The sequence below is a fragment of the Pseudomonas sp. ASL3 genome, from assembly GCF_056680425.1.
The window spans coordinates 5,346,515-5,370,712 of record NZ_CM155281.1 but is presented as its reverse complement, the minus strand read 5'-3'; the positions used below and the strand labels follow the sequence as shown (position 1 = coordinate 5,370,712).

General features: G+C 58.6%; 22 protein-coding genes. 17 read left to right on the top strand and 5 right to left on the bottom strand.

Annotation, left to right across the window (positions count from 1 at the left end):
- Positions 1-48 precede the first annotated feature (48 nt).
- Positions 49-561 (bottom strand): dihydrofolate reductase, encoded by a 513-nt coding sequence (locus AC1MEE_RS24600; RefSeq protein ID WP_480412108.1) that lies wholly within the window; start codon positions 559-561, stop codon positions 49-51.
- An 88-nt stretch (positions 562-649) separates the two neighbouring features.
- On the opposite strand from AC1MEE_RS24600, the gene AC1MEE_RS24595 reads away from it, so the two are divergent.
- The 5 genes from AC1MEE_RS24595 to AC1MEE_RS24575 all read left to right on the top strand — a co-directional run bounded on the left by AC1MEE_RS24595 (position 650) and on the right by AC1MEE_RS24575 (position 5,723).
- Entirely contained in the window at positions 650-2,029 is a 1,380-nt protein-coding gene (locus tag AC1MEE_RS24595; protein WP_480412107.1) for a DUF2868 domain-containing protein, read from the top strand.
- On the top strand, positions 2,022-3,395 hold the full coding sequence (locus AC1MEE_RS24590; protein ID WP_480412106.1) for a GTPase/DUF3482 domain-containing protein: 1,374 nt from the start codon (positions 2,022-2,024) through the stop codon (positions 3,393-3,395). Before AC1MEE_RS24595 ends, AC1MEE_RS24590 begins: the two co-directional genes overlap by 8 nt.
- Positions 3,396-3,509: 114 nt before the next feature.
- A complete protein-coding gene (locus tag AC1MEE_RS24585) occupies positions 3,510-3,944 on the top strand; it encodes a YkgJ family cysteine cluster protein (RefSeq protein WP_480412105.1) in 435 nt (144 codons plus the stop codon).
- Between the two features lie 202 nt (positions 3,945-4,146).
- On the top strand, positions 4,147-4,401 hold the full coding sequence (locus AC1MEE_RS24580; RefSeq protein ID WP_480412104.1) for a helix-turn-helix domain-containing protein: 255 nt from the start codon (positions 4,147-4,149) through the stop codon (positions 4,399-4,401).
- Entirely contained in the window at positions 4,398-5,723 is a 1,326-nt protein-coding gene (locus AC1MEE_RS24575; RefSeq protein WP_480412103.1) for a type II toxin-antitoxin system HipA family toxin, read from the top strand. Before AC1MEE_RS24580 ends, AC1MEE_RS24575 begins: the two co-directional genes overlap by 4 nt.
- Before the next feature lie 79 nt (positions 5,724-5,802).
- Here the strand turns inward: AC1MEE_RS24575 and typA are convergent, their stop codons facing one another.
- Both typA and thiI read right to left on the bottom strand, forming a co-directional pair.
- Complete coding sequence (gene typA / locus AC1MEE_RS24570; protein ID WP_480412102.1) at positions 5,803-7,623, bottom strand: translational GTPase TypA; 1,821 nt, start codon at positions 7,621-7,623, stop codon at positions 5,803-5,805.
- A 144-nt stretch (positions 7,624-7,767) separates the two neighbouring features.
- The gene (gene thiI, locus AC1MEE_RS24565) at positions 7,768-9,222 is read right to left on the bottom strand and encodes a tRNA uracil 4-sulfurtransferase ThiI (protein ID WP_480412101.1); all 1,455 of its coding nucleotides are present in this window, start codon (positions 9,220-9,222) and stop codon (positions 7,768-7,770) included.
- A 333-nt stretch (positions 9,223-9,555) separates the two neighbouring features.
- Between thiI and glnA the strand changes: the two genes are divergently transcribed.
- The 6 genes from glnA (at position 9,556) to ntrC (ending at position 15,816) form a co-directional block, all read left to right on the top strand.
- Positions 9,556-10,962: a glutamate--ammonia ligase gene (glnA, locus tag AC1MEE_RS24560; protein WP_480412100.1), complete on the top strand. Its 1,407-nt coding sequence runs from the start codon at positions 9,556-9,558 to the stop codon at positions 10,960-10,962.
- 225 nt (positions 10,963-11,187) lie between these two features.
- A complete protein-coding gene (locus AC1MEE_RS24555; protein WP_480412099.1) occupies positions 11,188-11,748 on the top strand; it encodes a chorismate mutase in 561 nt (186 codons plus the stop codon).
- An 80-nt stretch (positions 11,749-11,828) separates the two neighbouring features.
- Complete coding sequence (locus tag AC1MEE_RS24550) at positions 11,829-12,353, top strand: DUF4124 domain-containing protein (RefSeq protein WP_480412098.1); 525 nt, start codon at positions 11,829-11,831, stop codon at positions 12,351-12,353.
- Positions 12,337-12,993, top strand: a complete 657-nt coding sequence (locus AC1MEE_RS24545; RefSeq protein WP_480412097.1) for a DUF4124 domain-containing protein — start codon at positions 12,337-12,339, stop codon at positions 12,991-12,993. The genes AC1MEE_RS24550 and AC1MEE_RS24545 overlap by 17 nt, the downstream gene beginning before the upstream one ends.
- A 304-nt stretch (positions 12,994-13,297) precedes the next feature.
- Positions 13,298-14,383: a nitrogen regulation protein NR(II) gene (gene glnL, locus AC1MEE_RS24540; RefSeq protein WP_480412096.1), complete on the top strand. Its 1,086-nt coding sequence runs from the start codon at positions 13,298-13,300 to the stop codon at positions 14,381-14,383.
- On the top strand, positions 14,380-15,816 hold the full coding sequence (gene ntrC, locus AC1MEE_RS24535; RefSeq protein ID WP_480412095.1) for a nitrogen regulation protein NR(I): 1,437 nt from the start codon (positions 14,380-14,382) through the stop codon (positions 15,814-15,816). The genes glnL and ntrC overlap by 4 nt, the downstream gene beginning before the upstream one ends.
- A gap of 190 nt (positions 15,817-16,006) precedes the next feature.
- Here ntrC and mgrA read toward each other — a convergent pair whose 3' ends face one another.
- The gene (gene mgrA / locus AC1MEE_RS24530) at positions 16,007-17,044 is read right to left on the bottom strand and encodes an L-glyceraldehyde 3-phosphate reductase (protein WP_480412094.1); all 1,038 of its coding nucleotides are present in this window, start codon (positions 17,042-17,044) and stop codon (positions 16,007-16,009) included.
- 93 nt (positions 17,045-17,137) lie between these two features.
- The gene (gene epsC, locus AC1MEE_RS24525; RefSeq protein WP_480412093.1) at positions 17,138-18,097 is read right to left on the bottom strand and encodes a serine O-acetyltransferase EpsC; all 960 of its coding nucleotides are present in this window, start codon (positions 18,095-18,097) and stop codon (positions 17,138-17,140) included.
- Between the two features lie 181 nt (positions 18,098-18,278).
- On the opposite strand from epsC, the gene AC1MEE_RS24520 reads away from it, so the two are divergent.
- The 6 genes from AC1MEE_RS24520 (at position 18,279) to AC1MEE_RS24495 (ending at position 24,181) form a co-directional block, all read left to right on the top strand.
- On the top strand, positions 18,279-19,277 hold the full coding sequence (locus AC1MEE_RS24520; protein ID WP_480412092.1) for a D-cysteine desulfhydrase: 999 nt from the start codon (positions 18,279-18,281) through the stop codon (positions 19,275-19,277).
- A 210-nt stretch (positions 19,278-19,487) separates the two neighbouring features.
- Positions 19,488-20,285, top strand: coding sequence for a cystine ABC transporter substrate-binding protein (tcyJ, locus tag AC1MEE_RS24515; protein WP_480412091.1), 798 nt, complete (start codon positions 19,488-19,490; stop codon positions 20,283-20,285).
- Entirely contained in the window at positions 20,285-20,950 is a 666-nt protein-coding gene (gene tcyL, locus AC1MEE_RS24510; protein ID WP_480416331.1) for a cystine ABC transporter permease, read from the top strand. Before tcyJ ends, tcyL begins: the two co-directional genes overlap by 1 nt.
- Positions 20,951-20,953: 3 nt before the next feature.
- Positions 20,954-21,697: an L-cystine ABC transporter ATP-binding protein TcyN gene (gene tcyN / locus AC1MEE_RS24505; RefSeq protein ID WP_480412090.1), complete on the top strand. Its 744-nt coding sequence runs from the start codon at positions 20,954-20,956 to the stop codon at positions 21,695-21,697.
- 281 nt (positions 21,698-21,978) lie between these two features.
- Positions 21,979-22,698 carry a hypothetical protein gene (locus tag AC1MEE_RS24500; RefSeq protein WP_480412089.1) on the top strand — a complete coding sequence of 240 codons (720 nt, stop codon included), beginning with the start codon at positions 21,979-21,981 and terminating at the stop codon, positions 22,696-22,698.
- Between the two features lie 241 nt (positions 22,699-22,939).
- A complete protein-coding gene (locus AC1MEE_RS24495; protein ID WP_480412088.1) occupies positions 22,940-24,181 on the top strand; it encodes an SfnB family sulfur acquisition oxidoreductase in 1,242 nt (413 codons plus the stop codon).
- The last annotated feature ends 17 nt before the right edge of the window (positions 24,182-24,198 follow it).

Sequence of the window (24,198 nt, the reverse complement as noted above, 5' to 3'; positions counted from 1 at the left end):
CAAAACTATCGCGGGCAAGCCCGCTCCTACAGAGGGTCTGAGCCAGCCTCAGATCCTCTCCCATACCTCAAAGTTGTAAGCAGGCTTGTCATCCTGCGCCGGGTTCTCGGTGTTCGACACCAGCGCCCATTGCGCGGTGTCGAACTCGGGGAACCAGGCATCGCCTTCGGGGCTGAGCGCCACGCGGGTCAAGTACAGACGATCCGCCTGTGCCATGCCTTGCGCATACAATTGCGCCCCACCGATCAGCATCACTTCATCGACGCCCTGCTCCCGCGCCCATTGCTCGGCACGGACCACGGCGGCCTCCAGCGAGGCAAAAACCTCCGCGCCTTCGAGCTGAAGATCAGCCTGCCGACTGACCACCAGGTTCAGCCGCCCCGGCAACGGCCGGCCCAGCGAATCCCAGGTCTTGCGGCCCATGATGATCGGCTTGCCAAGGGTCGTCGCCTTGAAGTATTTGAAGTCCCCCGGCAAATGCCAGGGCATGGAATTGTCGACGCCAATCACACGGTTTTCACCGAGAGCGGCAATCAGGCTGAGGGGGAGATGAGTTTTCATGGGCGCGAGGATAGCAGAAGCGCAGTGCTTGCCCCGAGCCCGGCTACAGAGGTTATGCTCACGGCTGACTTTATCGATGAGACGCCGCGTGACTGCTTTGACCCCTCTGGATAGCCTCTGGCTGACTGAAACCGTGCGTCTGCGTGAAGAGCACGCAGGCCCGCTGGAAGACATGGAAGCCAATCGCCGTGCTCGTGCCACCGCGGGCGACCTGCCGACTCGGATCAAGAACCGCGCGCTGTGGCTGGCCGAGCGCGACGGCTTGCTCAGCGCCCTGCATCACTGGAAACAAGGCGCGCGACTGGCATTGATTGTCCTGGCCATTATCGTGGCGATGAGTGGTGCCGGCCTGGCGTTTGCGGCGCTGGGTAATGGGCAAACGCCGGTCAATGTGTTCTGGGCCCTGGGCAGTTTGCTCGGGCTGAATCTGATCCTGCTGCTCAGTTGGGCGCTGGGCATGCTGTTCGCTGGGGAAAGCACGGCCAGCCTGGGTCGACTGTGGTTGTGGCTGAGTGAAAAGCTCGCCCGCGATGCCCAGGCCGCACAACTGGCGCCCGCGCTGATCCTGCTGCTGCAACGTCAGCGCCTGAACCGCTGGGTGTTGGGCATGGTGGTCAACGGCGCGTGGTTGCTGGCGTTGCTCAGTGCGCTGGCGATTCTGCTGTTACTGATGGCGACCCGGCGCTACGGCTTTATCTGGGAAACCACCATTCTGCGCAGCGACACGTTCGTCAGCGTGACGCAGACCCTCGGCACGCTCCCGGCATTGCTGGGGTTCAACGTGCCCACCGAAGCGATGATCCGCGCCAGTGGCGACAATGCATTGCGCATCGAAAGCGCGCGTCAGGCGTGGGCAGCGTGGCTGGTCGGCGTGCTGCTGGTGTTTGGCATCGTCCCGCGCTTGCTGTTGGCGCTGACGTGCTGGTGGCATTGGCATCGCGGTCGTGCCGCACTCAGTCTTGATCTGAACCTGCCCGGTTACAGCCAGCTACGCGAACGGCTGATGCCCAGCAGCGAGCGCCTTGGCGTCAGCGACGCCGCGCCAGAGCAACTGCACAGCGTGAAATTGAGCACCCCAGCGGTCGATAGCGAAGGTGCGCTGCTAGTCGCCATCGAGCTTGACGATCAACGCCCGTGGCCGCCGCATCTGCCGAAAACGGTCATGGATGCGGGAATTCTCGACAGCCGCGAATCCCGACAAAAATTGCTCGATCAACTGACCCGTTTTCCGCCTGCGCGCCTGGCCATCGCGTGCGACCCGCGCCGCTCGCCGGACCGCGGCAGCCTCACGTTGATTGCAGAACTGGTCCGCTGTGCCGGAGCTACGCGGATCTGGCTGCTGCAAGCGCCGCCCGGCCAGGCATTGGACGCGGACCGCTTGGGTGACTGGCATTCAGCGCTGCAAAAACTGGACGTAACCTACGCCGACAGCGCACCGCTGAATTGGCTGGAGACCGGTCATGACTAAAGCGCTCAAGCTCGCCGTGGTGGGCCATACGAATGTCGGCAAAACCTCGTTGCTGCGCACCCTGACCCGCGATGTGGGCTTCGGTGAAGTCTCCCACCGGCCCAGCACCACCCGGCATGTAGAGGGCGCTCGGCTGTCGGTGGATGGCGAAGCCTTACTGGAGCTTTACGACACGCCTGGTCTGGAAGATGCCATCGCCCTGCTCGACTATCTGGAGCGACTGGATCGCCCAGGCGAGCGTCTTGATGGGCCCGCACGCTTGGCGCGTTTTCTCGACGGCAGCGAAGCTCGACAGCGCTTCGAGCAGGAAGCCAAAGTACTGCGCCAACTATTGGCCTCGGATGCCGGACTGTACGTGATCGACGCCCGCGAACCGGTGCTAGCCAAATATCGTGATGAATTGGCGGTGCTGGCCAGTTGTGGCAAACCGCTGCTACCGGTGCTGAACTTCGTCGCCAGTGCCGAGCATCGTGAAGCAGACTGGCGCGAAGCCTTGGCGCGTCTGGGCCTGCATGCCTTGGTGCGTTTCGACAGTGTCGCACCACCGGAAGATGGCGAGCGACGACTGTACGAAAGTCTCGCGTTGTTGCTGGAAAATTCCCGCGAGCAATTGGAGCGGCTGATTCTCGATCAGCAGGCGCAACGCATGGCCCGCCAGCAAAGTGCCGCTCGGCTGATCGCTGAATTACTGTTGGATTGCGCCGCCTGCCGGCGCAGCGTGGCCACCGCTCCAGGTCAGGAGCAGATCGCCATCGACGAGCTGCGCAAGGCCATCCGGCAACGCGAACAACGCTGCGTCGAAGCCCTGCTCAAGCTGTACGCCTTCCGCTCACAGGACGCCGCTGCCAGTGAGTTGCCGCTGCTGGATGGCCGTTGGGGCGACGACTTGTTCAACCCGGAAACCCTTAAGCTGCTGGGTGTGCGCGTGGGTAGCGGGATAGCAGCAGGCGCAGCGGCGGGGGCCGGGGTCGATTTGTTGGTGGGCGGCATTACCCTGGGGGCGGCGGCGCTGGTGGGGGCGATCGCCGGTGGTGCGCTGCAAACGGCACGCAGCTATGGCGGGCGGTTGCTCGGCAAGCTCAAGGGGCGACGCGAACTGACGGTCGATGACGCCGTGTTGCGCCTGCTCGCCCTGCGCCAGCGGCAGTTGCTGCAAGCCCTCGCCGTACGCGGTCATGCAGCCATGGACAGGATCACGCTGAGCACACCACAGGACAAGACCTGGCGCGAAGGCAAACTCCCCGAAGCCCTGCACAAAGCCCGTGCCCACCCACAATGGTCATCGCTCAACCCGCATCCCCGTCTGAGTCAGGCCGAGCGGCAGGAACAAATTGAGGTGTTGGCCAAGTTGCTGACCGAGATCTGATCGATATTCTCCAACGCATGAAAAGCCGCCGACAGTCGTATTGGTAATTTTTGCCTACGCGAAATCCGCCAGCCCCGGTATCATCGCGCGCCCGATACACCCGGAATTGAACAGATGAAACCCACCTTGATCGCCGCCGCAGAAATCGACCGAGTCGACACCTGGGCCAAATACTCCAGCCACATGTGTGGCGGCTGCATCTCCAGCTGCTGCACCTTGCCGGTGGAAGTGAAGATCAAGGACTTGATCCGCATCGGCATCGTCGATGAGTTCGAGCGCGGCGAACCGGCGAAGAACATCGCCAAACGCCTGCAAAAGGAAGGGATCGTCGAACGCTACAACCAGAAGTCGGAAATCTTCACCTTGCAGCGCATGAGCAACAACGATTGCCTCTACCTGGATCGCAAAAGCCGGCTGTGCACCATCTACGAAAAGCGCCCGGACACCTGCCGCAACCACCCGAAAATCGGCCCGCGGCCTGGGTATTGCGCGTATGTACCGAAAACGCCAGAACGCAAGCCGATCGATAACACACTGCATATTTTTTGATCCGCTAGACCCTTCGTAGCGGGACGCGTAGTTGCAAGCCTGCTCCCACGGAAGAATGCGATCCATTGTGGGAGCAGGCTTGCCTGCGAAGAAGGGCGCGCAATTTTCTGACATACCATTCATACATCTTTCGCTTGATTTCTATGATACTTACGTCAAATATCTAGGTAATTCCTATTTTATTTGATGCAAATATCAAAATATGCAAACCCTTCAAGAACTCGGCGAAGCCATCGCCCTGCGACGACAAGCCCTAGGCATGAAGCAAGGAATCGTCGCCGAACAATCTGGAATCTCCCAGGAAACCCTTTCCCGCCTGGAAAGAGGCCGATCGACAGAATTCGGTTCTCGAAAACTGATGGCAATCCTGGCCGTGCTTGGCATGGAACTGCAATTCATCGAAGAAGGCTTCTCCGGCTCCCTGGACGAACTGCGAAAAGAGCGCGGCGGCTCATGAAACTCGCGGTCTATGTGTTGGGTCGAGAGGTAGCTGCACTTGAGCAGGTAGGCGACTTCAAGAGCGTGTTGAGCTACCGAAATAATGCTCACAGTCAGGACTTTATCTCGCTGACGATGCCTGTACGGCTTGAGTCCTATCTGTGGGATGACCAGCTCCACCCCTGCTTCCAGATGAATTTACCGGAAGGATATCTGCTTCAGGTACTACAGGAGCAGTTCGGCCCGCATGTTGGCGCAAACCCGACGGCGCTGCTTTCAGTCATCGGCCGAAATATGGTCGGTCGCATACAGGTCGCAGCTCCGGGAGCCGAACTAACGGAGCCCGCGCAACCCATTGAGGTCAGCCAACTGCTGCAAGGCGATAACTCTGAAGAGGCATTTGCCGAGTTGGTTCGAACCCACGCCACGAGTGGCGTTTCAGGGGTCGTACCCAAATTTCTCGACACTCAAAAGGAACAGCATCTCGGCCCCCATAAGAAATCAACACTGCTGACACGTCGCCACTTGATCAAAGGGTCATCGGGTCAATTGCCCTATGCGGCCCTCAACGAGCACCTCTGTATGCAGGTGGCGGCTCGAGTGATGCCTACCGCAAAAACCGAAGTGTCCGATGATGGTAAAGCGCTAGTCGTTCATCGTTTTGATGTCGATGAGGACGGGCAGCCGTATTGGGGAATGGAGGATTTTTGCAGCCTCTTGGGACTACGCCCAGCGGCTAAATACGACACGACCTGGGAGCGTATCGCTAAAGCGGTCAGGAGCTACGTCCCGGGACAGAATCGAGCCGAGACGTTCAATCAACTAGCAACCAGCCTTCTACTGACATACGCACTCCGCAATGCAGACTGTCATGCGAAGAATCTAGCGTTGCGCTACACCTCTCGAGCAGACGTGCACCTGGCTCCGGCCTATGACCTACTAACGACGACGGTATATGACGGCTATGCACTGAACCCACCCGCTATCAGTTTTGCGGGCAAGAAAACCTGGCTACCAGGGAAAAATTTGCAAAAATTCCTCACCGGCGGATTTGGCCTCTCACTCAAACAGCAGAGCATTCTGGTAGAGAAAATCAGTGATGCCATAGCGGATACCGCACCCGCCGTACGAGAGGCGATGGCGACCCATCCCGCGTTTACGGAGATCGGCAAAAGGATGTTATTGGCCTGGGGCGAGGGCGTTCTGGGTCTACATGACCGGAAGGTCCATACCATGAGCGACTGGACCGGAGGAGCTGCTTTTGAAGGGCTCTCCCCTGCGACCAAACATACCAGTGCAAAGCAGGTCATCGGTCGATCAGAGCTGCTGGGTAAGCGCTAACGTCGAAGACCAAACAAACCCCAAAAAAAACGCCCCCGACATCGCTGTCGGGGGCGTTTTTTAACAGCTAACTAATAAATCAGTTGCCGCTTTTCTTGGCAGCGCGGGTGCGCTCGCTTTCGCCAAGAATTTTCTTACGCAGGCGGATCGACTTTGGAGTCACTTCGCAGAGTTCGTCTTCTTGAACGAATTCCAGCGCTTGTTCCAGAGTGAAGCGGATAGGCGGAACCAGAGCGATGGTTTCGTCTTTACCGGAAGCACGCATGTTGTCGAGCTTCTTGCCTTTGGTTGGGTTGACGCCCAAGTCGTTGTCGCGGCTGTTGATACCGACGATTTGACCTTCGTACACGTCTTCACCGTGACCCAGGAACAGCTTGCCACGCGCCTGCAGAGTTTCCAGCGAGTAGGTCAGAGCCTTACCGGTAGCTACCGAAACCAGTACGCCGTTCTGACGGCCGGACATGTCGCCGGACTTCATCACATCGTAACGGTCGAAGATGCTGGTCAGGATGCCGGCACCGGAAGTCAGGGTCAGGAACTCGTTACGGAAACCGATCAAACCACGAGCCGGGATGTTGTACTCAAGGCGAACGCGGCCTTTGCCATCCGGAACCATGTTGGTCAGGTCGCCTTTACGGATACCGATTTGCTCCATGATCGCGCCCTGGGATTCTTCCGGCAGGTCGATGGTGACGTTTTCGTACGGTTCGTGCTTGACGCCGTCAACCAGGCGGATGATCACTTCTGGACGACCAACACCCATTTCGAAGCCTTCGCGACGCATGGTTTCGATCAGTACCGAGAGGTGCAGTTCGCCACGGCCGGAGACTTTGAACTTGTCAGCGGTGTCGCCTTCTTCAACACGCAGAGCAACGTTGAACAGCAGTTCTTTGTCCAGACGTTCCTTGATGTTACGGCTGGTGACGAACTTGCCTTCTTTACCGCAGAAAGGCGAGTCGTTTACCTGGAAGGTCATGGAAACGGTTGGTTCGTCGACAGTCAGCGGCTTCATCGCTTCGACGTTCAGTGGGTCGCACAGAGTGTCGGAGATGAACAGCTGGTCGAAGCCGCTGATGCAGACGATGTCGCCGGCAGCTGCTTCTTCAACGTCGATACGGTGCAGACCGTGGTGACCCATCAGCTTGAGGATACGACCGTTACGGCGCTTGCCGTCAACGTCGATAGCCACAACTTGAGTGTTCGGCTTGATGCGACCACGAGCGATACGGCCAACACCGATGACGCCCAGGAAGCTGTTGTAGTCCAGTGCCGAGATTTGCATCTGGAACGGACCTTCACGGTCGACTTTCGGCGCAGGTACGTTGTCGACGATCGACTGGTACAGCGGGGTCATGTCTTCAGCCATGTCGGTGTGTTCCAGACCTGCAATACCGTTCAGCGCAGAGGCGTAAACGACTTTGAAGTCCAGCTGTTCTTCGGTGGCACCCAGGTTGTCGAACAGGTCGAAGATCTGATCCAGAACCCAGTCCGGACGCGCCCCTGGACGGTCAACCTTGTTGATGACCACGATCGGACGCAGGCCGGCTTCGAAAGCCTTCTTGGTCACGAAACGGGTTTGCGGCATAGGGCCGTCCTGGGCATCGACCAGCAGCAGAACGGAGTCAACCATCGACATCACGCGCTCTACTTCACCGCCGAAGTCGGCGTGGCCCGGGGTGTCCACGATGTTGATGTGGTAGCCATTCCAGTTGATCGCGGTGTTTTTCGCGAGAATGGTAATACCGCGTTCTTTCTCCTGGTCGTTGGAGTCCATCACGCGCTCGTCGTTGAGCTCGTTGCGCTCCAGAGTGCCGGATTGACGCAAGAGTTTGTCTACCAGGGTGGTTTTACCATGGTCAACGTGAGCAATGATGGCGATGTTGCGTAGATTTTCGATCACTTGTGTATCTCGATCAGAGGATTCGGTCAGCTGACTAAATTTGTAGGCAGCTATTTTACAGTAGAGTCGGCGAAAGCCATGACGGCTTGACGACTGGCGTCGGGGGGCCGGTGACGCAAGCCACAGGCAAACAGCCCCGGGCACTTAGCTCGGTCGATAAACGCGCACATTGGCATGCCCCTCACTGAGCAAATGGTGGGCATGCAGGCGACTCATCACGCCTTTGTCGCAATACAACAGGTACTGGCGTGTGTCATCCAGTTCCTTGAAGCGGCTGTTCAATGCATAGAACGGCAGCGTCTGTATTTCAATGCCAGGCAACTCCAGCGGTTCGTCATGCTGAGCATCCGGGTGACGGATGTCGACGATGACCTGACCGGCCAGTGCTTCACTGACTTCCTCGATTTCAATGTCCTGGCCCAATTCGTCGATCACGCGATCGATTGGCACCAGCTTGGCACGCTCGAGCGCTCGCTCGAGAATCGCCATATCAAACTGCTGTTCTTCGTATTCCACGCGGTTGCGCTTGGCGTGGGTCTTGGGGTTGACCGAAATCACCCCGCAATATTCGGGCATATGCTTGGCGAAGTCGGCGGTGCCGATCGCGTAGGCCTGATCGATGATGTCCTGCTTATGGCTGGCGATCAGCGGGCGCAACACCAGTTTTTCCGTGGCAGAGTCGATCAGCGACAGATTGGGCAGCGTCTGGCTGGACACCTGGGAGATCGCCTCGCCCGTCACCAGCACATCGATGTCGAGCCGATCGGCGATTTTCGTCGCCGCGCGCAACATCATACGCTTCAACACTACACCCATATGACTGTTATCGACTTTACCGAGAATTTCTCCCAGCACTTCTTCGAACGGGACGCTGACAAACAGCACGCGTTGCGAGCTGCCGTACTTCTTCCACAGGAAGTGGGCGACTTCCATCACCCCCAATTCGTGGGCGCGACCGCCGAGGTTGAAAAAGCAAAAATGGCTCATAAGCCCACGGCGCATGATCTGGTAGGCCGCAACCGTGGAATCGAAACCACCAGACATCAGCACCAGCGTCTGCTCCAGCGAACCCAGCGGATAACCGCCGATGCTGTCGTGCTGGCTGTGGATCACAAACAACCGTTGGTCGCGAATTTCCATGCGCACTTCGATTTCGGGCGCTTTCAGGGAAATTCCGGCAGCGCCGCACTGTTGGCGAAGCTGGCTACCGACGTATTTTTCGACATCCATGGAGCTGAAACTGTGTTTACCGGCACGCTTGCAGCGCACCGAAAACACCTTGCCGGCCAGCGCCGCGCCGAAGTGTTCTTTACACTTGGCGAGGATGTCGTCCATATCGCCGAGCGGGTACTCATTGACCTGCAAAAAATGCGCGATGCCCGGCATGCAACTCAGGCGCTCAGTCATCTCCTGCAAGGCTTTCGGCTCGCTGATCCGGGTCTCGACCTCGAGATTGTCCCACACGCCGTCCACCACCAATGCCGGGTCCAGATCACGGAGCACGGTACGGATGTTCTTGGCCAACTGGCGGATGAATTTCTTGCGCACCGGCCGGCTTTTGATAGTGATTTCGGGGAAGACTTTTACGATTAGTTTCATGTAAACAGCGCGCGAGGTGCCAGCCGAAAAAGAGGGGGCAGGATTATAGCGGAAATTGCTCAAGGTTTAACCAGTTATCGTACAGCCAATATTCAACGCACCAAAACAGATCAACGCCACGATAGAGAGCATCAAATCAGTGCATCAAATTCTCGAATTATCGGCTTTAATGCCCGGGACGCTTGAGTTTGGGGCGAAAAACCCATCTCGGGGCACTGGCATGCAATTTGCTCCCTTGTGAGGCAGGTTGCCTTGGCATCATATTCGCGCCCGGCATCACCCAAATTCTAAGGGCCAAACCACTACCTGGCCCGAAGCCACCCGGAGGACACTATGTCGAAGTCGGTTCAACTCATCAAAGATCATGACGTCAAATGGATTGATCTGCGCTTCACTGATACCAAAGGCACTCAGCACCACGTGACCATGCCGGCTCGCGATGCGCTGGATGAAGATTTCTTTGAAATCGGCAAAATGTTCGACGGCTCCTCTATTGCTGGCTGGAAAGGCATCGAAGCGTCCGACATGATCCTGATGCCTGACGACAGCACTGCCGTGCTCGATCCGTTCACCGAAGAGCCGACCATCATCCTGGTTTGCGACATCATCGAACCTTCGACCATGCAAGGCTATGACCGCGACCCACGCGCCATCGCCCGCCGTGCCGAGGAATACCTGAAGTCCACGGGTATCGGCGATACCGTATTCGTCGGTCCAGAACCAGAATTCTTCATCTTCGACGAAGTGAAATTCAAGTCCGACATTTCCGGCTCCATGTTCAAGATCTACTCTGAACAAGGCTCCTGGATGTCTGACCAAGACGTGGAAGGCGGCAACAAAGGCCACCGTCCTGGCGTCAAAGGCGGCTACTTCCCGGTTCCACCGTTCGACCACGACCACGAAATCCGTACCTCCATGTGTAATGCCATGGAAGAAATGGGCCTGGTCATCGAAGTTCACCACCACGAAGTGGCGACTGCCGGTCAGAACGAAATCGGCGTCAAGTTCAACACGCTGGTAAACAAGGCTGACGAAGTTCAGACCCTGAAATACTGCGTACACAACGTAGCCGATGCCTACGGCCGTACCGCTACCTTCATGCCTAAGCCTCTGTACGGCGATAACGGTTCGGGTATGCACGTACACATGTCCATCTCCAAAGATGGCAAGAACACCTTCGCAGGCGAAGGCTATGCCGGCCTGTCCGATACCGCCCTGTTCTTCATCGGCGGCATCATCAAGCACGGTAAAGCACTGAACGGCTTCACCAACCCGTCGACCAACTCCTACAAGCGTCTGGTCCCAGGTTTCGAAGCGCCAGTCATGCTGGCCTACTCGGCTCGCAACCGTTCCGCTTCGATCCGTATTCCTTACGTGTCCAGCCCTAAAGCTCGCCGTATCGAAGCTCGCTTCCCGGATCCAGCAGCTAACCCGTACCTGGGCTTCGCTGCACTGTTGATGGCTGGCCTGGATGGCATCCAGAACAAGATCCATCCTGGCGACGCAGCTGACAAAAACCTGTACGACCTGCCGCCTGAAGAGGCGAAAGAGATCCCACAAGTTTGCGGTAGCCTGAAAGAAGCCCTGGAAGAGCTGGACAAAGGTCGTGCGTTCCTGACCAAAGGCGGCGTATTCAGCGATGACTTCATCGACGCTTACATCGCTCTGAAAAGCGAAGAAGAAATCAAAGTACGTACCTTCGTACACCCACTGGAATACGAGCTGTACTACAGCTGCTAATCCAGTCACGTCAGCGACATCGACGTAATAGAGGCCTCCTTCGGGAGGCCTTTTTTATGGCTCATATTTTTGTAGGAGCTGACTTGTCTGCGAAGACCATACGGTGCGATCTTTCAGGCACACCGCGCCGCAGCTTTCGCAGACAAGTCAGCTCCTACGCCCTTCGGGCAGAAGCGGGACCCTGTTTGCTGCGCCATCTATTCACTTCCCAAGCAGGCAAAGCACATGCTAAATCGCTGTACAGCTCCTTTATTCTCCCTGATCTCTCTATCACTGATCAGCATGGCCGCTTTGGCCGAATCGACTCCGGCGACCCTCGCACCGCTGTTGGACACCATCAACCAGCGCATTGCAGTAGCCGACCAAGTCGCGCTCACCAAGTGGGACAGCGGCAAACCGATTCAGGACAGCCCTCGGGAACAGCAAGTTATTGCCAACGCCGAAAAACTGGCCCCGACTTATAAGCTGAGTGCCGAAGAGGTCGGCCAATTTCTGGCAGCGCAAATCGAAGCGAACAAGCTGGTGCAGTACGCACTGTTAGCCAAATGGCACGCAGCCGGCAAAGCACCGGAAACGGCCAGACCCGACCTGATGAATCAGATCCGCCCGCAACTCGACCAGCTGCAAACCCGACTGCTGCAAAATTACGCCGCCTTCGCGCCCTATCGGCAAGATCCACACTGCCCGAACTGGCTGAACCAGCAGCGGCAGGTCCAGACCAAAGACGCCATCCACGACATCGCGCTGGTGCGTGCGGTCGGGGAACTTTGTGTCATCCAGAAATGAGAGCGGCACTCTCAAACTGATTGTGCTCTATGCTGGCGCTTCGTCCGCCAGCCAAACCTGCTCGTCGATTCGGAGACTCCATGCATCGAAGCCTTATCTATCTGCTGCTGTTGATCGCTTTGCCCGCCGCCGCGCAGATTTATAAATACACCGATGCCAATGGCAACCCCGCATACAGCAATCAGCCGCCCAACGGCACCAAGAGTGAAACCGTGCAGTTGCCGCCTCTGAATAGCGTCGAAATTCAGAAACCTGTGGCGCAGCCCGGCATCGTGTCGCCAAGCGCCAACCAGGCCCCATCACCAGGTGCCTACAGCGTGCTGGAGCTGACCGATCTACCCACTGACGAAGCACTACGGGCCAACAATGGTACGTTTACAGTCGGCGTCCAGTTGCAGCCGCGCTTGCTGCCCGGGCACCTTCTGCAACTAGTGATCGATGGCAACCCCTACGGTCAGCCCAGCAATGTACCAAGGCTGCAGGTGGTGAATCTGGATCGCGGCGAACACGGCCTGGCCGTACGCGTGCTGAACGGCGAGCAAATCGTCCAGCAAAGCCCAACAGTCACAACTACGGTGCAGCGGGTCCATGTCGGCAAACCTTAGACAGTCCTCATTTCCAACCGCTGTGCGCGGCATGCTGCTATGCCTGCTCCTGATCGCTTTGCCGGCGGTGGCCGATGTCTATACCTACGTCGATGCCCAAGGTAATCGGGTGTTCACCGACCAGCCGCACCCCGGCAACGCCCATCGGGTCCCGATCACACCCAGCAACACCATGACCACGCTACCGCGCAAGCCAATCGCACAGACAACCCCCATCGCAGCGAAACCCACGCCCATGTTCCATTACCAACTGCTGCGGATACTGGTGCCCGAGCCGGATGCGACGGTGCGTAGCATGCCCGGCGAACTAATCGTCAGCGTCAGCAATGACCCAGCCCTGCAAGAGGGTCACAGTTATCGCCTACTGGTCGACGGCCAACCCTTCGGCGAAGCGGGCCGCAGCCCGGTGTTCCCACTGACCAACATTGATCGCGGCACACATCAACTGTCCGTCGAGATTCTCGATGAGTCAGGGCGTATGCTGGAGCGAACGCCTAGCCAGTCCTTTCACATGATGCGCATCTCCCTGGCGCAAAAACGCCTGGCCCAGCCGTGCAAGACAACGGATTACGGTGTGCGCCCCGAATGCCCTCTTGCTGACAAGCCAGAAGAGAACAACAGCATCCTGCCTTTCTTCTGACCACTCAAAGAGGCTTCGCCCTGTTTTGGTGCGACAATCCACTCATCGGTCAGCGACGCCACCCATTTTGGTTCGAAAATACTTGCAGATCGCCACTTCAAGGGGCCCGCGGTCCGAAAAAAGCCCGATTTTGCGGGTTTAACGCTTCTTTTCGGAGCCTTGGTTTGGTTTTTGCAACTTCTCTTCCATAGGGTATCTATCTGCACCGTATCAGCGGCTTAGCCAAGGTTGGCAAAGACCACCCAGTGCCTGCGATCCGGGCCCGTCCAGGGTTGCAATGTGCCAAAAGAGGTCAACTACATTTATGACTATCAGTGACGCGCTGCACCGGCTGTTACTCGACAACCTGACCACTGCCACCATTCTGCTCGACTCGGACTTGCGTCTTGAGTACATGAATCCGGCAGCCGAAATGCTGCTGGCCATCAGCGGCCAACGCAGTCACGGGCAATTTATCAGCGAGCTGTTCACCGAATCGGCTGAAGCGTTGAACTCGCTGCGCCAGGCGGTCGAGCAGGCCCATCCGTTCACCAAGCGCGAAGCGATGCTCACCGCACTGACCGGCCAGACCTTGACCGTTGATTACGCGGTCACGCCGATCCTCAGCCATGGCGACACCCTGCTGCTGCTGGAGGTCCACCCGCGTGATCGCCTGTTGCGCATCACCAAGGAAGAGGCCCAGCTGTCCAAGCAGGAAACCACCAAAATGCTGGTGCGCGGCCTGGCTCACGAGATCAAGAACCCCCTCGGCGGGATTCGTGGCGCCGCACAGCTGCTGGCGCGTGAGCTGCCTGAAGAGAGCCTGAAGGATTACACCAACGTCATCATCGAAGAGGCCGACCGCCTACGTAATCTGGTCGACCGTATGCTGGGCTCGAACAAGTTGCCGTCACTGGCGATGACCAATGTGCATGAAGTGCTCGAGCGCGTGTGCAGCCTGGTGGACGCCGAAAGCCAGGGCTGCATCACTTTGGTGCGCGACTACGACCCGAGCATCCCGGACGTATTGATCGACCGCGAGCAAATGATTCAGGCGGTACTCAATATCGTGCGCAATGCGATGCAGGCGATCAGCAGTCAGAACGAGTTGCGCCTGGGCCGAATCAGCATGCGTACCCGCGCCCTGCGCCAGTTCACCATCGGCCACATTCGCCACCGCCTGGTGTGCAAGATCGAAATCATCGACAACGGCCCCGGCATTCCGGCCGAGCTTCAGGAAACCATCTTTTATCCCATGGTCAGCGGTCGTCCAGATGGCACCGGACTCGGCCTTGCGATTACCCAGAACATCATTAGTCAGCACCAAGGGCTGATCGAGTGTGACAGCCATCCTGGCCATACCACCTTCTCGATCTTCCTGCCGCTGGAACAAGGAGCAGCGTCGACATGAGCCGTAGTGAAACTGTCTGGATCGTCGATGACGACCGTTCCATCCGCTGGGTATTGGAAAAGGCCCTGCAACAAGAAGGCATGACCACGCAAAGCTTCGACAGCGCCGATGGCGTCATGAGCCGTCTGGCTCGCCAGCAGCCTGACGTGATCATCTCCGATATCCGCATGCCCGGCACCAGCGGCCTGGACTTGCTGGCCCGCATCCGCGAGCAACATCCGCGCTTGCCAGTGATCATCATGACCGCACATTCGGACCTCGACAGCGCCGTGGCGTCGTACCAGGGCGGTGCGTTCGAATACCTGCCCAAGCCGTTTGACGTCGATGAGGCTGTGTCGCTGGTCAAGCGCGCCAATCAGCACGCTCAGGAACAGCAAGGCATGGAAGTGGTGCCGGCCCTGACGCGCACCCCGGAAATCATCGGCGAAGCGCCGGCGATGCAGGAAGTGTTTCGCGCCATCGGTCGCCTGAGCCATTCCAACATCACCGTACTGATCAACGGCGAGTCGGGCACTGGTAAAGAACTGGTCGCCCACGCGCTGCACCGCCACAGTCCGCGCGCCGCATCGCCGTTCATTGCGTTGAACATGGCGGCAATTCCTAAAGACTTGATGGAATCCGAGTTGTTCGGCCACGAAAAAGGCGCCTTCACCGGCGCGGCCAACCTTCGGCGCGGCCGTTTCGAACAGGCAGACGGCGGCACGCTGTTCCTCGATGAAATCGGCGACATGCCGGCAGACACTCAGACGCGCTTGCTGCGGGTATTGGCTGACGGCGAGTTCTACCGCGTCGGCGGCCACACGCCAGTCAAGGTCGACGTACGCATCATCGCCGCGACTCACCAGAACCTGGAAACGCTGGTGCAGGCGGGTAAATTCCGTGAGGACTTGTTCCACCGCCTCAACGTGATCCGCATCCACATTCCGCGGATGTCCGACCGTCGCGAAGACATTCCGACTCTGGCCAAGCACTTCCTCGCTCGCGCCGCACAAGAACTGGCCGTTGAGCCGAAACTGCTCAAGGCTGAAACCGAGGAATACCTCAAGCACCTGCCTTGGCCCGGCAACGTGCGTCAGCTGGAAAACACCTGCCGCTGGATCACCGTCATGGCGTCCGGGCGTGAGGTGCATATCAGCGACCTGCCGCCAGAGCTGCTTAGCCTGCCGCATGATTCGGCGCCCGTCACCAACTGGGAACAAGCGCTGCGCCAATGGGCCGATCAGGCGCTGGCACGCGGACAGTCCAGCCTGCTGGACAGCGCGGTACCGACGTTCGAACGGATCATGATCGAAACCGCCCTCAAGCACACCGCCGGTCGCCGTCGCGATGCCGCCGTGCTGCTGGGTTGGGGCCGCAACACCTTGACCCGCAAGATCAAGGAACTGGGGATGAAGATCGATGGTGGGGATGACGACGAGGGCGACGAAGCGTAAACAGCTTCGCAGGCAAGCCTGCTCCCACAATTGATCACATCAATCTTGTAGGAGCGCGCTTGCCCGCGATGGCGGTGTGTCAGTCGTAGAAGGTCCTTGCGGCCATTATCGCGGGCAAGCGCGCTCCTACAAGTGATCGACGTAGATCCTCTGTGGGAGCAGGCTTGAACTGCGAAGACCGCGCCGCCGATCACTGATCAGTCGACGGCTTTTCCCAAAGATTGATCCCGCCTTCCACCGCGAAACTGTCGATTTCAGCCAGCTCTTCGCGGGTGAATGACAGGTTCTTCAACGCGCCGACATTTTCGATGATCTGCTCAGGACGGCTGGCACCGATCAAGGCAGACGTAATACGCGGATCGCGCAGGGTCCAGGCCAGGGCCAGTTGCGCCAGGCTTTGACCGCGACGCTGGGCGATTTCATTGAGGGCGCGGACGTGAGCGATGTTGCTCTCGGACAAGTGCGAAGCCTGCAACGAACCACCGCCCGGTTTGTTAACCCGCGCATCCTTGGGCACGCCGTTGAGGTACTTGTCGGTCAACAAGCCCTGCGCCAACGGGGTAAAGGCGATCACGCCGGCACCGAGCTCTTCGGTCGCGTCCAGCAGGTCGCGTTCCACCCAACGGTTGAGCAGGTTGTAAGCCGGTTGATGAATCAACAGCGGCACTTTCCACTCTTTGAGCAACGCCGCCATTTCGCGGGTTTTCGCCCCGGAATAGGACGAGATGCCGATGTACAGTGCCTTGCCCTGCTGCACGGCGGTGGCCAGGGCACTGGCGGTTTCTTCCAGCGGGGTCAGTGGGTCGAAGCGGTGCGAATAAAAGATATCCACATAGTCCAGGCCCATGCGCTGCAGACTCTGATCAAGGCTGGCCAGCACGTATTTGCGCGAGCCGCCGCCCTGACCGTACGGGCCAGGCCACATGTCCCAGCCGGCTTTGCTGGAGACGATCAACTCATCGCGGTAGTGCTTGAAGTCTTCACGCAACAAGCGACCGAAGTTGATCTCGGCGCTGCCATAGGGCGGGCCATAGTTGTTCGCGAGATCGAAGTGGTTGATCCCCAGATCGAAAGCGGTGCGCAGCAATGAGCGCTGGGTGTCGATCGGCGTGCTGTCACCAAAGTTGTGCCACAGCCCGAGGGACAAGGCTGGCAATACCAGCCCGCTACGACCAACGCGGCGATACGGAATGGATTCATAACGATTTTCGGCAGCGATATAAGTCATCGAATCTTCTCTTGTTAAAGGTGCAAGGGTGCGACCGCGAAACCGGAACAGCCTTCGGCAACGCCTACAAAGGCGCTGGGTGTTGCCCGGACACTACTTCTGACACCCATCATCCTGTTGCAGCAAGTTGGCCTGGGTCAGGTTGCAGCCAGCCGGGACGCTGCGGGTCAGCCAGACGTTGCCGCCGATGGTCGAGCCTTTGCCGATGGTGATGCGCCCGAGAATGGTCGCGCCAGCATAGATCACCACGTCATCTTCGACGATCGGGTGGCGGGCGTGGCCTTTTTGCAACTGGCCGTCTTCGTCCGCCGGGAAGCGTTTCGCGCCCAGGGTCACAGCCTGATAGATACGCACTCGCTCACCGATGATCGCGGTTTCGCCGATAACCACGCCCGTCCCATGATCGATAAAGAAACTCTTGCCGATCTGCGCGCCGGGGTGGATGTCGATGCCGGTGGCCGAATGCGCGATCTCCGAACTGATCCGCGCCAGCAACGGTAGACCGGCGCGATACAGATGGTGCGCCAGCCGATGATGGATCACGGCGAGAATCCCCGGATAGCACAGCAAGACTTCATCGACGCTACGCGCAGCCGGGTCGCCGTGATAGGCCGCCAGTACGTCGGTGTCCAGCAAACTGCGCATTGCAGGCAAGGCAGTAGCGAACGCCTGAATCAGTTGCACCGCGTTCTTATCCGCAACGCTGACGTCCTCGCCCTGCTGACGCGCCACGTAGCGCAATTCCAGGCGCGCCTGGACCAATAGCGCATTAAGGGCGACGTCGAGGGTATGGCCGACGTAAAAATCCTCGCTCTCTTCGCGCAAGTCCACCGGGCCCAGGCGCATCGGGAATAATGCCCCGCACAACGCTTCGAGAATGTCGCGCATGGCGGCTCGCGAAGGCAGCTCGCGACTGCCCTGTTCACCACTCACACGCCCGTTACGGGTACGCCAGTCGTCACGCGCTGCACGCAATTGGCTGACGATGTGCTGCAACTGCCAATTACCGGAACGGCTGTCGGCGGATGCCTCTGGAATATCGCTCACGCTCATCACTCCTTTTTTAAGGTCAAGAGCCAGGATGCGCCCACTCTACGGCAAACTTTCGAGACGAAAAATTAACAATTTCCGTAGGGCCTTTGCCGGACACAATTTTTTTGCGACCTCTCATGTTGCGCGGGTCCCGAACGGCTGCCTATAGTCCATCGATTCACTTCTCGGCCTATTGACCACCATGATCAAACAACAGCTCGCTCGTTTTAATCGTCTGGAATTACTCGGCGCCCCCACCGCTCTGGAAAAACTCGAGCGTCTGTCCTTTTGGGCGGGCCGGGATATCTATGTCAAACGTGACGACACCACGCCGCTGGCGCTGGGCGGCAACAAACTGCGCAAACTCGAATACCTGGCCGCCGATGCGTTGGCGCAAGGCGCCGACACCCTGATCACCGCCGGTGCGATCCAGTCCAACCACGTCCGCCAGACCGCCGCATTGGCTGCACGTCTGGGCCTGGGCTGCGTCGCGCTGCTGGAAAATCCCATCGCGACCACTGACACCAACTACCTGAACAACGGCAATCGCCTGTTGCTGGACCTGTTCGACGCCAAGGTCGAGCGGGTCGAAAACCTGGACAACGCCGACGAGCAACTGCATGCCCTCGCCTCTCGCCTGCGGGCGGGTGGCAAAAAACCTTATCTGGTGCCAATTGGTGGCTCCAACGCGTTGGGCGCATTGGGTTACGTGCGCGCCGGGTTGGAGTTGGCCGAACAGATCAAACAGACCCGGCTGGAATTCGCCGCCGTGGTCCTCGCCTCGGGCAGTGCCGGCACCCATAGCGGCCTGGCATTGGCCCTCAGTGAAGCACTGCCGAATTTGCCGGTAATAGGCGTCACCGTTTCCCGCAGCGAGGAAGCCCAACGTCCGAAAGTCCAGGGTTTGGCCGAACGCACCGCCGAATTGCTGGGTGTCTCACTGCCAAACAGCTTCAAGGTCGAACTGTGGGACGAATATTTCGGCCCGCGTTACGGCGAACCCAACGCTGGCACTCTGGCCGCGATCAAGCTGGTCGCCAGCCACGAGGGCCTATTGCTCGATCCGGTATACACCGGCAAGGCCATGGCGGGTCTGCTCGACGGTATCGGTCGCCATCGCTTCGATGACGGCCCGATCATTTTCCTGCACACCGGGGGCGCTCCTGCGCTGTTCGCTTATCCCGACGTCTTTTCGGGCTGACACTTGAATCGGTCGTTATATTCTAATTAGAAATATACAGATTATTTTTTAGTATTTTAATTCATATATGGCGACCCCTATAGTCACGCCCGTGAAGGATCACGAATGGAATAAGGCCGCCTGAAATAGCTGGATAAAGTTTCAAGGCCGCAGTAGCTTTCGTTGGGTCTGATTCTTGCCTGACATTCAAAACAAAATAAGGGGCTCGTCATGAACATTGCTGTCATTCGCCGGACTTTTCTTCTTTCTACTTTGAGCCTTGTGCTCGGCTCCAGCCTGATCGGGCAAGCCGTCGCTGGCGACCAACTGCAAAAAATCAAAAGCAGCGGCACGATCAACGTCGGCCTGGAAGGCACCTACCCGCCATTCAGCTTTGTCGGTGAAGACGGCAAGCTCGCCGGTTTCGAAGTCGAGTTCTCCGAAGCCTTGGCCAAAGAGCTGGGCGTGAAGGCCAAACTGCAACCGACCAAATGGGACGGCATCCTCGCGGCCCTGGAATCCAAGCGTCTCGACGTGGTGATCAACCAGGTAACCATCTCCGAAGAGCGTAAAAAGAAGTACGACTTCTCCGAGCCCTACACCATCTCCGGGATTCAAGCGATGACCGGCAAGAAAGACGCCGGCAAGTTCCCGACGCCTGAATCGCTGACCGGCAAGAAAGTCGGCGTCGGTCTGGGCACCAACTACGAGCAATGGCTGAAGGAAAACGTGCCGGGCGCTATTGTCAAAACCTACGACGATGACCCAACCAAGTTCCAGGATTTGATGTCTGGTCGTACCGACGCGATCCTTGTCGACCGTCTGGCCGCTCTGGAAATGGTCAAGAAAACTGGCGACAAGCTGGCCGCCTCCGGTGCACCGTTCTCCCGTCAGGAAGCCGGTATCGCGATACGCAAAGGCGAGCCTGAGCTGGTCTCTGCGATCAACGCCGCCATCGACAAGCTGCGTGCCGACGGTACGCTCACCAAGCTGTCACAGAAGTACTTTGGCTCTGACGTGACCAAATGATTGAAGAGAGTCTCAAGCTAGCGCTGGACTCCGCGCCCTTCTTGCTGAAGGGCGCGTATTACACCGTCATTCTCAGTCTGGGCGGAATGTTCTTCGGCTTGTTGCTAGGCTTCGCCCTGGCCTTGATGCGCTTGTCGCGCCTCAAGCTGGTGAGCGGCATTGCGCGGGTGTACGTGTCGTTCTTTCGCGGCACGCCGCTGCTCGTCCAGCTGTTCGTGATCTATTACGGTCTGCCGCAACTGGGGATCGAACTGGACCCCTTGCCTGCCGCGTTGATCGGCTTTTCCCTAAACATGGCCGCGTATGCCTGCGAGATTCTGCGTGCGGCCATCGGTGCAGTGGATCGCGGCCAATGGGAAGCCGCGGCCAGCATCGGCATGACCCGTGCGCAAACCATGCGTCGGGCGATCCTGCCGCAAGCGGCGCGAACTGCCTTGCCGCCGTTGGGCAACAGCTTCATTTCGCTGGTCAAGGACACCGCATTGGCGGCCACCATTCAGGTGCCTGAGCTGTTCCGTCAGGCGCAGTTGATCACCGCGCGAACCTTCGAAGTGTTCACCATGTACCTGTCCGCCGCCCTGATCTACTGGATTCTCGCCAGCCTGCTCGCACACCTGCAGCACGGTCTTGAAGCAAGGGTCAACCGACATGATCAGGAGTCTTGAAGCATGATCGTGGTTGAAAAACTGACCAAACAATTCAAAGGGCAAACGGTGCTCAACAGCATCGATTTGACCGTCGACGCCGGCGAAGTCGTGGCGATCATCGGCCCCAGCGGTTCGGGTAAAACCACCCTGTTACGCTGCCTCAACTTTCTCGAAGAACCCACCAGCGGCAAGATCATCGTCGGCGACATCAAGGTCGATGGCAATCGCCCGCTGAACCAGCAACAGGGTTTGATCCGGCAACTGCGCCAGCATGTCGGGTTCGTCTTTCAGAACTTCAATCTGTTCCCCCATCGCACCGCGCTGGAAAACGTGATGGAAGGCCCGCTGGTGGTGAAAAAGATGCCACGCGCGCAGGCGGACGTTCTGGCGCGCAAGCTGCTCGCCAAGGTCGGTCTGGCCGGTAAGGAGGACTCGTACCCACGGCGATTGTCCGGCGGCCAGCAGCAACGGGTCGCGATTGCGCGTGCCTTGGCCATGGAGCCTGAAGTGATTCTGTTCGATGAACCCACCTCAGCCCTGGACCCGGAGCTGGTGGGTGAAGTGTTGACGGCCATCCGCGCCCTGGCGGAAGAGAAGCGCACCATGGTCATCGTCACCCACGAGATGAGTTTTGCGCGGGACGTCGCCAACCGGGTGATCTTTATCGACAAGGGCGTGATCGTCGAGCAAGGGGAAGCCAAAGCACTGTTTGCCAACCCTCGGGAAGAGCGTACCCGTCAGTTTCTGGAACGAAGCCGCACCTGACGACGTGTCGGGCATCCATAAAACCAGCGCCTATCAGGCGCTGTTTTTGTTTCGGCCTTGCTGATCTGTGTAGGACTCAATGCGGCTATCAAAGTCCCCACCGATTGCCTGAACGTAGGACCGATCTGATTCCTTTGCCGCCTGCCCGTTTTGCCTTTCCCCGTCCTTGACTCCCTTTTCCATCCGCCATTAGCTAGTCCCTATTGCCCAATAACACCCTTCAATAGAGGACTATCACGCGGCGCAACTGACTTGGCCGCTGGTAATAAGGAGTTTCTGACATGACCCATGCGACCCCGACTTTCAATCGAATCAAACTGTTCGCCCCTTCCCTGCCCCAAGCAAATAAACACGGTGTCGGCGTCAATGCAGCCGCTCATCTTACGGTGAGTATCAAACCTTATCCCGCGATGGATGAAGGTGACCTGATCGAGTTGTTCTGGGGCGGCTGTTACGTTGCGTCAAAGCTGCTGACAGCCGCTGACGTCGGCCAGTCCGTCGCCCTGCGTGTACCCGAAAGCTTTCTGCAAAGCGGCACGGTCAGAACCTGGTACCAGGTCCAGAAAGTCGGCAGCACCCCGTCCCTTTCACCCGGCAAGGATGTATTGATCAAACTCGAATGCCCCGGCGGATACCCCACCGATCCGGGCACGGAAGAAAATCAGCGCCTCGCGCCACTGGCGGTGCCGGACACGTTGTTGCGGCACGGGCTGACGGCCAAACAGCTGCGGCATGGCGTGGCGCTGACCATCGAGGCCTATCAAAACATGGCCGCCAAGGATGAAATCACCCTGCGCTGGGGAGACCTGCGCATGGACCTGCCGGCCATCAATGCCAAGGATGTCGGCAAACCCATCACCTTGAACGTTCCGCCGACGTTGATCCGGGAAGCCGGGGAAGACGAACAACTGGAAGTCACTTATTGCATCATCGATCAGGTCGGCAATAACTCACGCTGGGCCCCGCCACGCGCCCTTAGAGTCAGCACAGTAAACCTTTGAACGACAAAGGGCAGGGAGGCACACCGTCTCTTCTATTCTTATTCCAAAAATGAAGTTTATTTAATTTTTATACACGCTTAGGGTATATAGACCGGACCACCGGACCACCGTCAGTTTGTTTTCGCCGCAGCTTTCAACAGGCAGCAGCGGCCTATGTCGATGTGAGGTTTGGAATGGTCATTTTCATCATCACCCCCGTGCAGACCGCCCGGGCATTGCGTGCAGCCAAGGAGCGGCGCTGATGTCCGACTTGGCGGCTACACCTCTCCAGAGCGATCTGGACATCCCCCCGCTGCTGTTGCCAGCGAAGGTATTAAGCAACGACGCCCAGGCCATCACCGCCGCCTATGAACTGGCCGAGCTCGCACGCCAGCATGCGGCGCAACGTGATCGTCAGCGCAAGCTGCCATGGGCGGAAATCGAACACTTCACTCGCAGCGGGCTGGGCAGTATTTCCGTCCCCCGTGAATACGGCGGCCCGCAGGTGTCATTCGTGACCATCGCTGAGGTGTTCAAGATCATTTCCGCCGCCGATCCGGCGCTGGGGCAGATCCCGCAGAACCAGTTCGGCATCCTGAATTCGCTGCTGGGTAGCGCCAATGAAGCGCAAAAGAAGCAGCTGTTTCAAAGCGTGCTGAACGGTTGGCGCATCGGTAATGCCGGGCCTGAGCGCGGCACTAAAAACACCCTGGATATCAAGGCGCGGGTCACCGCCGAGGGCGACCGGTTCGTCCTTAACGGCCAGAAGTTTTATTCCACCGGCGCATTGTTCGCCCATTGGGTTGCGGTCAAGGCGTTGAACGAAGACGGTCAGCAAGTGCTGGCATTCGTTCAACGTGGCACGCCGGGTTTGCGCATCGTCGATGACTGGTCCGGCTTCGGCCAACGCACCACGGCCAGCGGCACGGTGCTGCTCAATAACGTGCGGGTGGAAGCCGAGCACGTCGTCGAGAACTGGCGTCTGGCCCTGACGCCGAATATTCAGGGTGCGGTTTCGCAATTGATTCAGGCGGCCATTGACGCCGGGATCGCTCGCGAAGCCATCGACGACAGCATCCGGTTTGTCCGCGAACGTTCGCGCCCGTGGATCGACGCCAAGGTCGAGCGAGCCAGTGACGATCTGTACGTGATCGCTGACATCGGCAAGTTGAAACTTGAATTGCACGCCGCCGAAGCGCTGCTGCGCAAGGCCGGCCAAGTGCTGGATGAGGTCAACGCTGCGCCCGTGGATGCCGCCTCGGCAGCCCGCGCCTCGATTGCCGTCGCAGAAGCCAAAGTCCTGACCACGGAAATTTCCCTGCTCGCCAGCGAAAAGCTGTTCGAACTGGCCGGCAGCCGCGCCACCCTGGCCGAGTTCAACCTCGACCGCCACTGGCGCAACGCTCGTGTTCACACCCTCCATGACCCGGTGCGCTGGAAATACCACGCCGTCGGCGCCTACCACCTGAACGGCACCCTGCCCGCCCGCCATTCCTGGATTTGACCAGTCCTCTGGAGAAC